Source organism: Luteimicrobium sp. DT211 (assembly GCF_049844995.1).
GTDB lineage: Bacteria > Actinomycetota > Actinomycetes > Actinomycetales > Cellulomonadaceae > Luteimicrobium.
On sequence record NZ_JBNCMC010000011.1, the window covers coordinates 1 to 13,106 of the forward strand.

10 protein-coding genes and 1 pseudogene are annotated in these 13,106 nt (G+C 74.7%); 7 read left to right on the top strand and 4 right to left on the bottom strand.

All coding sequences use genetic code 11. The features are described from left to right. A pseudogene (locus ACLQ14_RS17410) lies at positions 1-306 on the top strand (phosphotyrosine protein phosphatase); the annotation flags it as partial. A gap of 68 nt (positions 307-374) precedes the next feature. Here the strand turns inward: ACLQ14_RS17410 and ACLQ14_RS17415 are convergent. Then, positions 375-1,781 (bottom strand): FAD-dependent oxidoreductase, encoded by a 1,407-nt coding sequence (locus ACLQ14_RS17415; protein WP_425815335.1) that lies wholly within the window; start codon positions 1,779-1,781, stop codon positions 375-377. Between the two features lie 110 nt (positions 1,782-1,891). Between ACLQ14_RS17415 and ACLQ14_RS17420 the strand changes: the two genes are divergently transcribed. Further along, entirely contained in the window at positions 1,892-2,302 is a 411-nt protein-coding gene (locus tag ACLQ14_RS17420; protein ID WP_425815337.1) for an ArsR/SmtB family transcription factor, read from the top strand. 10 nt (positions 2,303-2,312) lie between these two features. On the opposite strand, the gene metX is transcribed toward ACLQ14_RS17420, so the two are convergent. Next, positions 2,313-3,542 carry a homoserine O-acetyltransferase MetX gene (metX, locus tag ACLQ14_RS17425; RefSeq protein ID WP_425815339.1) on the bottom strand — a complete coding sequence of 410 codons (1,230 nt, stop codon included), beginning with the start codon at positions 3,540-3,542 and terminating at the stop codon, positions 2,313-2,315. A gap of 64 nt (positions 3,543-3,606) precedes the next feature. Continuing rightward, entirely contained in the window at positions 3,607-4,971 is a 1,365-nt protein-coding gene (locus ACLQ14_RS17430) for a bifunctional o-acetylhomoserine/o-acetylserine sulfhydrylase (protein ID WP_425815341.1), read from the bottom strand. Between the two features lie 420 nt (positions 4,972-5,391). Between ACLQ14_RS17430 and ACLQ14_RS17435 the strand changes: the two genes are divergently transcribed. Further along, entirely contained in the window at positions 5,392-7,665 is a 2,274-nt protein-coding gene (locus tag ACLQ14_RS17435; RefSeq protein WP_425815343.1) for an endonuclease/exonuclease/phosphatase family protein, read from the top strand. A 342-nt stretch (positions 7,666-8,007) separates the two neighbouring features. On the opposite strand, the gene ACLQ14_RS17440 is transcribed toward ACLQ14_RS17435, so the two are convergent. Then, on the bottom strand, positions 8,008-8,535 hold the full coding sequence (locus tag ACLQ14_RS17440) for an inorganic diphosphatase (protein ID WP_425815345.1): 528 nt from the start codon (positions 8,533-8,535) through the stop codon (positions 8,008-8,010). Positions 8,536-8,694: 159 nt separating this feature from the next. Between ACLQ14_RS17440 and dacB the strand changes: the two genes are divergently transcribed. The 4 genes from dacB to hpt are packed head-to-tail and all read left to right on the top strand — an operon-like array spanning position 8,695 to position 12,965. Continuing rightward, entirely contained in the window at positions 8,695-10,101 is a 1,407-nt protein-coding gene (dacB, locus tag ACLQ14_RS17445) for a D-alanyl-D-alanine carboxypeptidase/D-alanyl-D-alanine endopeptidase (protein WP_425815347.1), read from the top strand. Between the two features lie 48 nt (positions 10,102-10,149). Next, positions 10,150-11,226 (top strand): zinc-dependent metalloprotease, encoded by a 1,077-nt coding sequence (locus ACLQ14_RS17450; RefSeq protein WP_425815349.1) that lies wholly within the window; start codon positions 10,150-10,152, stop codon positions 11,224-11,226. 9 nt (positions 11,227-11,235) lie between these two features. Beyond that, complete coding sequence (gene tilS, locus ACLQ14_RS17455) at positions 11,236-12,366, top strand: tRNA lysidine(34) synthetase TilS (protein WP_425815351.1); 1,131 nt, start codon at positions 11,236-11,238, stop codon at positions 12,364-12,366. Positions 12,367-12,410: 44 nt separating this feature from the next. Then, positions 12,411-12,965, top strand: coding sequence for a hypoxanthine phosphoribosyltransferase (gene hpt / locus ACLQ14_RS17460; protein ID WP_425815353.1), 555 nt, complete (start codon positions 12,411-12,413; stop codon positions 12,963-12,965). The last annotated feature ends 141 nt before the right edge of the window (positions 12,966-13,106 follow it).

A 13,106-nucleotide genomic window follows, 5' to 3' on the forward strand; every position in this document is an offset into this window, starting at 1 on the left:
TCCATGCCCGGCGACCGGATCAACCCTGTCGCCGTCGAGGCGATGCTCGAGGAGGGCATCGACATCCGCGACGAGCGACCCAAGATCCTGACCACCGATGCCGTCAAGGCGTCCGACGTCGTGATCACGATGGGCTGCGGGGACGCCTGCCCGATCTTCCCCGGCAAGCGTTACGAGGACTGGGAGCTGGACGACCCGGCCGGCCAGGGCATCGAGGCCGTGCGCCCCATCCGGGACGAGATCCGCTCCCGGATCCTGACCCTGCTGGCCGAGCTCGGCGTCACGCCCGTCACCACCGCGTCCTGACCTTCCTTCAGGCACGGCTGGCGGAAGGCCTGGACCGCGCCGGTCCAGGCCGTACGCCGTCAGGTGTGTCAGGCGTCCGCGGGGTCACCGGACCTCCCGTGCGCGACGCCCGTCGCGAAGCCGACGCCGACCGGCGCGCCGAGGCCGAGCTGGACCAGCTGCGGCTCCGCCGGCGTCGTGCTGCAGCACGACCCGCCCTCGGTCCCGAGGGCCAGGTCGCTCGAGCACACCCCGGTCGCGGGCAGGTCGAGCTCGACCTGCTCTGCCGCGGCCCGGTCGCCGGCCAGGGACGCCGCGATCGAACGCACCTGCTCGTACCCGGTCGCGAGCAGGAAGGTCGGCGCGCGGCCGTAGGACTTCATCCCGACCAGGTAGAACCCGTCGTCCGGGTGAGACAGCACGGCCTCGCCGTGCGGCGGCACTGTGCCGCACGAGTGCTGGTTCGGGTCGATCAGCGGCGCGAGGGCGCTCGGCGCCTCGACCACCGGGTCGAGGTCGAGGCGCAGCTCGCGCAGCATCTCCAGGTCGGGGCGGAACCCGGTCGCGTTCACGATCGCGTGGACCTCGACGTCGAACACGTCCTCGCGCGTGGTCCCGAGCACGCGCACGGACTCGGCGCCCGGCACGAGCCGCTCGATCGTCGTCCAGGTCACCAGGGTGAGGCGCCCGGCGTCGACGGCCGACTCGAGGCGCGTCCCGAGGAGGCCGCGCGCCGGGAGCTCGTCGTCCGTCCCGCCGCCGAACAGGCGCCGGGCGGAGCCGCCGCGGATCGCCCACGTGATCCGCGTGCTCGGCTCGGCCTCGGCCAGCTCGACGAGGCTGAGCAGCGTGTTCGCCGCGGAGTGCCCCATCCCGACGACGAGCGTGTGGCGGCCGGCGAAGCGCGCGCGGTCGCTGCCCAGGACGTCGGGCAGGGCGCCGGTCACGAACATGGCCGAGTCCGCCTCGCCCGCCGCAGCCAGGCCGGAAGCGCCCAGCGGGTTCGACGTGCCGAAGGTCCCCGACGCGTCGATCACCGCGCGGGCGCGCACGTCCGCGACCCGGCCAGCGGCGTCGCGGGTCCGCACCACGTAGCCACGGCGCTCGCGGCCGAGCGACCGGGTCTTGTCGGCGCCGTCGCGCGCCACGGCGAGCGCGCGTGTGCTGAGCCGCAGCCGCGGCGCGAGCGCCGGCGTCGCGGCGAGCGGCTCGAGGTACTTCTCGATCAGGTCGGCCCCGGTCGGCAGGGCGTCGGGGTCGGGCGCCGCCCAGCCGGTGGGCTCCAGAAGGCGCCGGGCCGCGTCGTCGACGTCGTAGCGCCACGGTGAGAACAGCCGCACGTGGCCCCACGACGCCACAGCCGCGCCCACCCGGTCGCCCGCCTCCAGGATCAGCGGTTCCAGCCCCCGCTCCAGCAGGCGCGCTGCGGCCGCCAGTCCGACGGGCCCGCCGCCGATCACCACTACCGGAAGCTCGGACCTCGTGACCTCGCCCATCGCGGTTCCTCTCGCCGTCCCATCGAAGGAGTACACATCCATCGAACGATGTCGATGGATCATGCGAGTCAATGTATCGACAGATCTCGATGGGTGGCAAGATGGAGAGCATGGCTCAGGTCGACCTCACGTTCCCAGCGCCCACCGCACCCGCCGTCCGCGTCGGTTGCGACTGCGCACCGGGGTCCGACGGCGTCGGCCCGGAGGCGGCCCGCGCGGTCGCGCAGACGTTCAAGGCGCTCGGCGATCCGACGCGACTCCACCTGCTGGCGATCGTCGGCGCCCACCACGGGGGTGAGGCGTGCGTCTGCGACCTCACCGGGCCTGTCGGCCTCGCGCAGGCGACGGTCAGTCACCACCTGAAGATCCTGGTCGACGCCGGGTTCCTCACCCGCGAGCAGAGGGGCCGCTGGGCGTACTACGCGCTCGTTCCGGGCGCGCTCGCCCACGTCGCCGAGCAGCTCGCGCAGGTGGTCCCGGCCGAGGTCCCCGGCGATCGGCTGGGCGCCGCCCCGGCCTGACCGGACCGGGTCAGCCGACCCGTTCCGGCGTGCCGAGGAACTCCGCGACGATCGGGCCGAGCTGGTCGAACTCGATCAGGAAGCCGTCGTGGCCGTGGTCGGAGTGGATGACGTGCAACGGCTCGGCGTCCGGGATGCCGCGCTGGATCCGCGCGGACTCGGCGGGCAGGAACAGTCGGTCCGAGTCGACCGCCACGACGAGCGCCCGGGCCGTGACCTGACCGAGCGCGGTCTCGACGCCTCCGCGGTCCCGGCCCAGGTCGTGCGTGAGCATCGACTCGGTGAGCCGGACGTAGGTGCCGGCGTCGAACCGGCGGGCGAGCTTGTCGCCGTGGTGGTCGAGGTACGACTGCACGGCGTAGCGGCCGCCGTGGAGCGGGTCCTCGCCGCCCTGCGGCACGCGCCCGAAGCGCTCGTTGAGCTCGGGCGCGCTGCGGTACGTCGTGTGGGCGATCGACCGGGCGATCGACAGCCCGACGTGCGGGCCGTCGCCGTCCTCGGCGTCGTAGTAGTCGCCGCCGCGGAACTTGGGGTCCGCGCGGATCGCGAGCAGCTGGCTGTGTGCCCAGGCGATCTGGTCGGCGGACGACTGCGCCGTCGACGCGATCACGGTGACGGCGTCGACGCCGATGCCCGCCTCGGGTCCCATGAGCGCCCACTCGAGCACGCGCAGCCCGCCCATCGACGCGCCCAGGACGAGGGCCCACGAGCCGATCCCCAGCTCGCGGGTGAGGTCGATCTCGGCCGTGACCTGGTCGCGCACCGTGACGACGGGGAAGCGGGAGCCCCAGGGCCGGCCGTCGGGCGCGTTCGACGCCGGTCCGGTCGAGCCCTGGCAGCCGCCGAGCACGTTGGGTGCGACGACGAACCAGCGGTCGGTGTCGATCGGGCGGCCGGGGCCCACCATCTCCGACCACCAGCCGGCGGTGGGGTGCCCGTCACCGGCCTCGCCCACGACGTGCGAGTCGGCCGTGAGGGCGTGCAGCACGAGGACCGCGTTGTCGCCGGCCTCGTTGAGCTCGCCCCACGTCTCGTAGGCGAGCGTGACGGGCAGGCGCCCGCCCCCCTCCAGGTCCAGCGTCGCCAGGTCGGCGAACTGCCGCCGTCCGACCGGGTCCCCCACGCGCCACGCGCTGGTCACCGGGACCGCGCCGCGCGAGGCGCGCCGGGACGCGGCCGACCGGCCGCGCGCCACGGGTGCGCGCGCGGGATCGAGGGGAGTCAGGTCGGGGGAGGTCACTGCCGTCCAGCCTACGGCCGGACAGTCGGAGGGGGTGCGGGCGTCCACGGATCGAACCCCGGCCTCAGGCCTGCGCGTCCGACGACGCGTTCGCGCCCAGCGCGTCCTTGGCGGCGGTGAACCCGAGCTCGAGGTCCGCGACGATGTCCTCGACGTTCTCGATCCCGACGGCGAGCCGCACCAGCCCGGGCGTGACCCCCGAGAGCGCCTGCTCCTCGGGCGTGAGCTGGCTGTGCGTCGTCGACGCCGGGTGGATCACGAGGGAGCGGACGTCGCCGATGTTCGCGACGTTCGAGTGGAGCTGCAGCGCGGAGACGAACGCCTTGCCGGCGTCGGCACCGCCGTCGAGCTCGAACGCGAGCACCGCGCCCGGACCCTTCGGCGCGTACTTCTGCGCGTTGGCGTGCCAGGGCGAGGACTCGAGCCCGGCGTAGTGAACCCGGACGACGTCGTCGCGGCGCTCGAGCCACTCGGCGACCGTCTGTGCGTTCGCGACGTGCCGCTCGATGCGGAGCGACAGCGTCTCGATGCCCTGCTCGATGAGGAAGGCGTTGAAGGGTGAGATCGCGGTGCCGAGGTCGCGCAGGAGCTGGACGCGCGCCTTGAGGACGAAGGACAGGTTCACGCCGAAGATGCCGCCCACGCCGAGGTCCCGCGCGTAGACGAGGCCGTTGTACGACGGGTCGGGGGTGTTGTAGTTCGGAAAGCGCTCGGGATGCTGGGCGAAGTCGAACGAGCCGCCGTCGACGATCACGCCGCCCACGGCGGTCCCGTGCCCGCCCAGGTACTTCGTGGCCGAGTGCACGACGACGTCCGCGCCCCACTCGAGCGGGCGGATCAGGTACGGCGTGGCGACGGTGTTGTCGACGATCAAGGGGACGCCGGCCTCGTGCGCGACGCCCGCGACGCCCGCGATGTCGAGCACGTCGGTCTTCGGGTTGGGGATCGTCTCGCCGAAGAACAGCTTGGTGTTGGGCCGGACGGCGTCGCGCCACTGCTGCAGGTCGTGCGGGTCCTCGACGAACGTCGTCTCGATGCCCAGCTTGGCGAGCGTGTAGTGGAGCAGGTTGTACGTACCGCCGTACAGGCTCGAGCTGGCGACGACGTGGTCGCCCGCCTCGGCGACGTTGAGGATCGCGAGCGTCTCCGCGGCCTGACCGGACGCGACGAGCAGCGCGCCGACGCCACCCTCGAGGTCGGCGATGCGGTTCTCGACGACCTCCTGCGTGGGGTTGTTGATGCGCGTGTAGATGGGCCCGAGCTCCTGCAGCGCGAAGCGCGCGGCCGCCGTCTCGGCGGACGGGAAGACGTACGACGTCGTCTGGAAGATCGGCAGCGCGCGGGCGCCCGTCGTGGGGTCGGGCTGCTGGCCGGCGTGGATCTGGCGGGTCTCGAAGGACCACTGGGGGGTCTCGGGCGTGGCGGTCATGTCTGCTCCTGCCGGGGTGGGGTGGACGGTGCGGCGGGTGGATGTGGCGATCCGTCGGGGCGATGGCCCTGAGTGCCCCCGTGTGCGGAGCGTCCGGTGGGCGGGACTGCGGAGCGAGGTCCGCGTCGGCCCTGGGCGACGAACGGGTGCTGGAACGGATCACCGGCGCAGCCGGCGAGCGGCTACGTGCGATGCGTTCTCAGCGACACATTCGGCGGGACATGGTGGCGACGCTACGGCGCCGTCTCGCGCCCGTCCACCCCGTCTTGCAGAGTGAGACCACGATGTGAGACGACTGGGGCGTCGCTCGCGCGTGACCGGCCCGCCCGTGCGCGCCGACCCGCCGGGCGACACGCCGCGCACCCTGGGTGGACGCGTGGCGGGCTGCGCCGGGCCGCCGGCGACACGTACCCTCGCCGGGTGGTCGTCGTCACTCCTGCCCCCGCGCCGGGGCTGGACGACCCGCCACGCACGCCCCCGCCGCCGCCCCCGCTCCCGCCGCGCCGGCCCGTCGTGCCGCGCCGCCTCTTCGTCCCGCGCGTGGCCGAGCCGCCACCCCCGCCGGGCAGCGTGACCCTCCCGCCCGTCATGCGCCGGATCGCCGGACTGACGACGACGGAGACGACCGACACGATCGAGGCCAGGGCGGCCGGGGCCACGACCGAGCTCACCACCACGGTGCTGGTGCTCGAGCGGGTCGAGGCCGTGCACGTCGAGGCCGTGGCGCTCGCGGGCGCCGTCTCGCTCACCCCCGCGGCCGGGACCGCAGGCACGGCGCTGCTCCCACCCCCGCCCCCGCCCGCACCGCCAGAGCCGCCGCGCGTCGTCGGACCTGAGGCTCGCCCGCCGGCGCCGCGCGAGCCCGCGCGACCGCACCGCCACCCGCGCCTGCGGCTCGCCCTCCTGCTCGTGCTCGCGACGATCGTGGGCGCCGGCGTCCTCGTCCTGTCCCGTGGCGACGCCGTCACCCCCGCGCCTGCACCCGCTGCGGTGGCGGCGTCGAACGTCGTGTTCGACGGCGCGGACGTGCGCTGGGTGCCCGTCGGGGACCGCGCGACGGGCTACCTCGTCCGGGTGGCGACGGACCCCGCGCTGCGGCACGTCGTGTGGTCGGGGAGCGCGGCCGCGGCGGACCCGCACGTCCACGTCGGCGGCCAGGGCATCACCGAGGACCAGCAGCTCTACGTCGCCGTCACCTCGACGTGGCACGGCCTGGCCGGCTCGACCGCCGCGCCGCTCGCGGTGCACACCCCGCTCCGGCCGCCGTCGCCGGTCACCGACGTCACCACGAAGCCCGACACCGGCGGCGTCACGGTGAGCTGGGGCGCCGCCGCGCGCGCCACCGGGTACCAGGTCGTCGTGGCGAGCGACGCGGGGATGACGAAGGTCCTCCACACGTCCGCCGTCGTGCACGGCACGAAGTACCGCGTCGCCCTGCGCGACGGCGCGCGCTACTACGTGCTGCTCAGGACCGTCCGCGGGCCGGCGCACGCGAGTCAGGACGGCGACGAGCAGGTCGTGCGCGGCCCCGACAGCCGCGTCCGCGGCTTCTCGACGCCGCTCAAGGCGCTCGGTACGCCCGGTGCCCCGACGGTGCGTCCGCTGTCCGCCTCGACCGTCAAGGTGTCGTGGAAGCCGGTGAAGAACGCGACGCGGTACACCGTGACGTTCGCCGCGTCGAAGTCGTCGGCGCAGCGGACGGTCGTGCGGACCACGCACACCAGCGTGACGCTCGACGGCGTCCGGCCCAAGGCGATGCACCTGCGGCAGATCTTCTACGTCCGCGTCGTCGCCGACCGGTGGGGACTCGTGCGGCACGCGTCCAAGCCGCGCATCGCGACGGTGCTCGCCGGGAACGCGCGCACCCCGGTCGCGTTCACCACGACCGTCGCCACCTACAACCTGCTGCGCACCCAGTTCGGCGACGACGCCGGCCGGTCCTGGAAGAAGCGGTTCGCGCTGTCCGGCAAGCAGCTCCGCGGCGTCGGCATCGCGGGGCTGCAGGAGACGGCCTGGGGCAAGGTCGGCGGGACCCGTCCCGTGAGCGTCGTCGCGAAGGCCGCGCACCTCAAGGTCGCGAAGCACCCGCACAGCTCGAAGCCGTGCACCACGAAGAACCAGCCCGTGCTCTACGCGCCGGGGGAGCTCACGGTCGTGCACTGCGGGTACCAGAAGATCTCCGCCAAGGGCACGAAGGGGATCAACGCGCGCTACGCGACGTGGGTCGAGCTGAAGGACCGGCGCAGCCACCAGACGGTGCTCGTCGTCAACGCCCATCTCAGCGCCTACCTGAGCGGTCACTCGTCGGCGTCGGCCGCGGCGGAGCGCGCACGGGCGACCCAGGCCGCAGGGCTCGTGCGGCTCGTCGCGAAGTACCGGCACAGCGGCGAGCCCGTCGTGCTCACGGGCGACTACAACTCCTACCCGGGCCGCGCGTCGACCACGCCCCTCGACGTCCTCGCGGCGCACGGCTTCACGACCGCCGACCTCACCGCGCGCAGCGCCACCGACGGTGGCTACGGGTCGTTCCACGACTTCACGGGCGCGCGCTCGAACGGCAAGCCCATCGACCACGTGCTCATGAACGCGAAGGTCGTCGCGACGTCGTACCGGGTGCACGTGACGAACAGCAAGAAGGCGCCGTCGGACCACTACCAGGTGAGCGCGCGCGTCGAGGTCCACCGGTCGCGCTGATCCCGGTTGCCGGTCGTGGCTGGGGCGGGCGGTTCGGGGGTGTGGCCGCGGTCTTCGCCGTCGTCCCACCTCCGTGGGTGCCCGGTTCCCCGGGGGTCCCGCGGCGCCACGTGTCCCTCGTACTCGGCGCAGGGCGGGGTCGTTCACGTGCCGAGCAAGAAGGTCCGGGGTCGAGCAAGCGGGTGATCGCTGCTTGGTCGGCGGCGAGGGTTCTTGCTCGACGACGGCGCGGCACGGGCGCGCAGGCGAGGTGACGGCGCGGGCGTGGACCCGGGACGACGACGGCGCCGCACCCGGGTGGGTGCGGCGCCGTCGGGCCGGACGTGCGTCCGGCGAGCGCGGTCAGTGGCCGGGCAGGCCCTGCGTCTGCGCGTTGTGCTCGTAGTAGCCGGTGTCCTTGGCGCGCTGGAACGAGCGCACGACCTCGGCCTCGGCCTCGGTGCGGCCCACCCAGTGCGCGCCCTCGACGGACTTGCCGGGCTCGAGGTCCTTGTAGACCTCGAAGAAGTGCTGGATCTCGAGACGGTGGTAGTCCGACACGTCGTCGATGTCCTGGCGCCACGCGGCGCGCTGGTCGCCGGTCGGGACGCACAGGACCTTGTCGTCGCCCCCCGCCTCGTCGCGCATGCGGAACATGCCGAGCGCGCGGCAGCGGATCAGGCAGCCCGGGAACGTCGGCTCCTCGAGCAGCACGAGAGCGTCCAGCGGGTCCCCGTCCTCGCCGAGGGTGCCCTCGATGAAGCCGTAGTCGTCGGGATAGCGCGTCGACGTGAACAGCATGCGGTCGAGCCGGATGCGGCCCGTCGCGTGGTCCACCTCGTACTTGTTGCGCTGACCCTTGGGGATCTCGATCGTGACGTCGAACTCCACTGTTCTCCTCCGTGCCGTGAGAGTCGGGCTCTAGTGTGTCATGCGCACGTACGCCCAACCGGCCTGGGAGGCTTCCCGCACCCGGCCGAAACGGGTCGCAGGCGTGTGCAACGTGTCACAGGCCCGGCTCCGCGCCGGGTCGCACCGAGAGGGGACCGCATGGGACGCGCGCTTCGCGTGACGTCGATCGTCGTCGCGGCGGCGGTCGTGCTCGGCGGCGGGTACGCCGTCGCCGACGCGCACGACGTCGTGCCCGGCGTCCTCACGACATCCCCGGAGCCGACCCCGCCGGCCCCCTTCCCGACGGCGCCCGGGGCCGACGCCCTCGCCGCGCCGAAGCCCGCGGCGAGCCTGGCGCAGGACGCGCCCGCGCCGTCGTCGGCGGCCGTGGCGGCGGCGACGTCGACGCTGGTGCACGGCGGGCAGCTCGGCTCCCACGTGGGGGTCCAGGTCACCGACCGGCTGACCGGCGACGTGCTCGCGGCGTCCGGGGCGGGCAGCACCTACGTGCCGGCGTCCACCCAGAAGCTCCTCACGGGCGTCGCGGCGCTCACCGAGCTCGACCCCGCGTCGACGCTCCCGACGACGGTCGTGCAGGGCCCGGGCAGCACGATCGTGCTCGTCGGCGGCGGCGACCAGCTCCTCGCGGCGGGCAAGGGGTCCGCCTCGAAGGTGGACGGCCGTGCCGGGCTGGGCGACCTCGCCACCCAGGTGGCCGACGCGCTCGAGCTCCAGGGCCGCACCAGCGTGCGGCTGCTGCTCGACGACACCCTCTTCACCGGCCCGTCCGCGAGCCCCACCTGGGACCCCGGCTTCCTCAGCGAGGGGTACGTCGCGCGCATCACGCCGCTCGCCGTGGACGAGGGCCGGATGACCGACGACGAGTACGCGCACCGCTACGCCGACCCGGCCATGAACGCCGCCGACGTCCTCGCCGCCGCGCTCGCCAAGAAGGGCGTGAAGGTCCAGGCGGTCGCGCGCGGTGAGGCGCCCGCGCACGGCGCCGAGCTCGGACGCGTCGAGTCCGCGTCCGTGCGTGACGTCGTCGCCTACGCGCTCGAGATGTCCGACAACACGATCACCGAGGGCCTCGGCCGCCTCGTCGCCGACGCCGGGGGGCTCCCCGCGAGCTTCGACGGCGCCACGAAGGCCGTGCTCGCGTCGGTCTCGCGGCTCGGCGTCGACCTCGCGGGCGCGCGGCTCGCCGACTGCTCCGGGCTCGGCGACGGCTCCCGCCTCAGCCCGCGCCAGCTCGACGAGCTCCTCGCGGTGATCACCTCCGACGACCACCCCGAGCTCACCGGCATCGTCGGGATGCTGCCCATCTCCGGGCTGCGCGGGACGCTGTCCGACCGGTTCCTCGACGGCGACGCCCGCGGGATGGTCCGTGCCAAGACCGGCAGCCTCAACGGCGTCACCTCGCTCGCCGGGACGCTCGTGACGCACGACGGGCGCGAGCTGCTGTTCGTCGTCATGGCCGACAAGACCGGCGCCGCCGGGCAGTGGGGGCCGCGGGCCGCGCTCGACGCGTTCGTGTCGACGATCGCGTCGTGCGGCTGCTCGTAGGTCTCGCGCACACCCCGGGGGCCCAGGCGTCGTCGCTAGGGTGAGTCGATGAGCCCCGACCTGCCGCCCCGAGGCGTGAGCCTCGTCGACTGGAACGCCGCGGCCGCGGTCGCCGGCCGGCTCGCGCGTCCCGGCCCCGTCGCCGCACGCGCCGACCTCGACCTCCTCGTCGCGGGCCTGCGCGACGCGGCTGCCCGCGCCGTCGCCCCGGTCGAGGAGGTCACGGGCCTCGCGCCCGCCGACCGGGCGTCGGCGCTCAGCGACGTCTACGTCGTGGACCGCGTCCGCTGGGCGCGCGCCAACACCGAGGTCATGGACCACATGACGCGCGGCGCGCTCGACGACCTCCTCGACGACGCGCAGCCCGTCGCCGCGCTCGTCGGGGGAGCGCAGGTCGGCGCGACGCTCGCCCTCCTGTCGAGCCGCGTGCTCGGCCAGTTCGACCCGTACAGCCGACCGGGCGGCACGGGCCGGCTGCTCCTCGTCGCCCCGAACGTCCTCGGCGTCGAGCGTCAGCTCGGCGTCGACCCCGCCGACTTCCGCCTGTGGGTGTGCCTGCACGAGCAGACGCACGCGCTGCAGTTCGCGTCGTCCCCGTGGCTCGCCGAGCACCTCGCCGGCCGCGCGCGGGCGCTGATCGCGGACGTCGCGCGCTCGTCCAAGGACTTCTCCGAGGCGCGCGTCCGGGACAAGCTGAGCACGGTCGGCCGGGCCGTCCTCGCGGCCGTGCGGGGTGAGGGTCAGTCGCTGCTCACCGGCATCGTCGACGCCGACCAGAAGGAGCGCCTCGCCGACGTGACCGCCGTCATGGCCCTGCTCGAGGGCCACGCGGACGTCGCGATGGACGCGGTCGGGCCCGCGCTCGTGCCGAGCGTCGCGCACATCCGCGCCCGGTTCGAGGCCCGCCGCGACGCCGGCGGCACCCGCGCCGACCAGGTCCTGCGCCGCCTCCTCGGGATGGACGCCAAGATCGCCCAGTACCGCGACGGCGCCGCGTTCGTCCGCGCCGTCACCGAACGCGTCGGGCAGGACGGGCTCAACGCCGTCTGGACGTCGCCGGACACGCTGCCCACCGCCCGCGAGATCGCCGACCCCCGCGCCTGGGTGCGGCGCGTGCACGGCTGAGGCGGACGCATGGCAGGCCCGACGCCGTCCGAGGCTGCCGCGCGCGTGGCCCTACGCGGGGCGCTGGCCGACCTGCCGCGCGGCGCGCTCGTCCTCGTGGCCTGCTCCGGCGGCGCCGACTCGCTCGCCCTCGCCGCCACCGCCGGGTTCGTCGCGCCGCGGGCCGGTCTCCGCGCCGGCGCGGTCGTCGTCGACCACGGCCTGCAGCCCGGCTCCGACGACGTCGCCGCCTCCGCCGCCGGCGCGTGCCGCGGGCTGGGGCTCGAGCCGGTGGAGGTGCGCGGCGTCGTCGTGAGCCGAGGCGGGGGAGCCGGCGGGCCCGAGGCGGCGGCCCGCGACGCGCGGTACGAGGCGCTCGAGGCGGCGGCACGCGAGCACGGGGCCGCCGCCGTGCTGCTCGCACACACGCTCGACGACCAGGCCGAGACGGTGCTGCTCGGGCTCGCCCGCGGCTCCGGCGCCCGGTCGCTGGCCGGCATGGCGCCCGTCCGGGGCGTGCTGCGCCGGCCCTTCCTGGGCCTGCGGCGGGCCGACACGGAGGCCGTGTGCCGCGCCGTCGGGCTGGCGTGGTGGCACGACCCGACGAACGGGCCCGCGCGTCCGGGCGGGCCCGCGGGTGCGGTGCCGTTCGACGACGCCCCGGGCGCAGGGACGCCGTTGCCGCTGCGCTCACGCGTGCGCACCGAGCTGCTGCCGGAGCTCGAGCGGGTCCTCGGACCCGGTGTCCCCGCCGCGCTCGCGCGCACGGCCGCGCAGCTGCGCGACGACGCCGACGTGCTCGACGCGCTGGCCGCCGACCTCCTCGCCCGCTCCCTCGCCGACGGTGACGCCTTGTTCGCCGACGGTGACGTGGCGTCCCCGCCGGTGGTGGTCGACGTCGGACCGCTCGCGACGGCGCCCGGCGCGCTGCGGACGCGGGCGCTGCGGCTCGCGGCGACCCGCGCCGGCTCGCCCGCGGGCGCGCTGACCGCGGCGCACGTCGCGGCCCTCGACGCGCTCGTCGTCCGGTGGCACGGGCAGGGGCCCGTCCACCTGCCGGGCCCCGTCCTCGGGTCGCGCGAGTGTGGCAGGCTTGTGCTGCGCGCCGCGGGCGCCGCCCCGGACCCGCCTGTCGGGTCGCGGCCGGCGCCTGGTCCCTGACCTGCGGCCGGCACCCCCGAACACCGAGACCCTGAGGAGCTGTCGTGGACCGATCCGACGTCGCGGCCGACCTGTCGAGCGTGCTGCTGTCCGAGGAGCAGCTCCAGACCCGGCTGGACGAGCTGGCGGCCCAGATCGACGAGGACTACCGCGGGCAGGACCTCCTGCTCGTCGGGGTGCTCAAGGGCGCCGTCATGGTGATGGCGGACCTGGCGCGCCGCCTCCACCACAGCGTCGAGATGGACTGGATGGCCGTGTCGTCGTACGGCTCGGGCACCAAGTCGTCGGGCGTGGTGCGGATCCTCAAGGACCTGGACTCCGACCTCACGGGCCGCAACGTGCTCATCGTCGAGGACATCATCGACTCGGGTCTCACCCTGTCGTGGCTCAAGTCGAACCTGCGCAGCCGGGGGCCGAAGTCGGTCGAGATCGCGACCATGCTCCGCAAGCCCGAGGCGGCCAAGGTCGACGTCGACGTGCGCTACGTCGGCTTCGACATCGCGACGGAGTTCGTCGTCGGCTACGGGCTCGACTATGCCGAGAAGTACCGCAACCTGCCGTTCGTCGGCACGCTGGCCCCGCACGTGTACGGGGGGTGAGCGAACGGTGCGCGTCCCGCACCCGGCGCGTGACCGTGCCGGGCAGGTCCGGGGCGCGCGTCGCCGGCGCTCTGTGCCCTGGGCGAACAGCCCCGGGTCCACTCAGCGCGAACGTGTAGTTTCGCTGCAGACGAGTGCGAG

Bases quoted from the DNA above. Each gene is read 5' to 3' on its own strand.
- ACLQ14_RS17415 (WP_425815335.1), bottom strand. From the start codon at position 1,781: ATGGGCGAGGTCACGAGGTCCGAGCTTCCGGTAGTGGTGATCGGCGGC.
- ACLQ14_RS17420 (WP_425815337.1), top strand. From the start codon at position 1,892: ATGGCTCAGGTCGACCTCACGTTCCCAGCGCCCACCGCACCCGCCGTC.
- ACLQ14_RS17430 (WP_425815341.1), bottom strand. From the start codon at position 4,971: ATGACCGCCACGCCCGAGACCCCCCAGTGGTCCTTCGAGACCCGCCAG.
- dacB (WP_425815347.1), top strand. From the start codon at position 8,695: ATGGGACGCGCGCTTCGCGTGACGTCGATCGTCGTCGCGGCGGCGGTC.
- ACLQ14_RS17450 (WP_425815349.1), top strand. From the start codon at position 10,150: ATGAGCCCCGACCTGCCGCCCCGAGGCGTGAGCCTCGTCGACTGGAAC.
- tilS (WP_425815351.1), top strand. From the start codon at position 11,236: ATGGCAGGCCCGACGCCGTCCGAGGCTGCCGCGCGCGTGGCCCTACGC.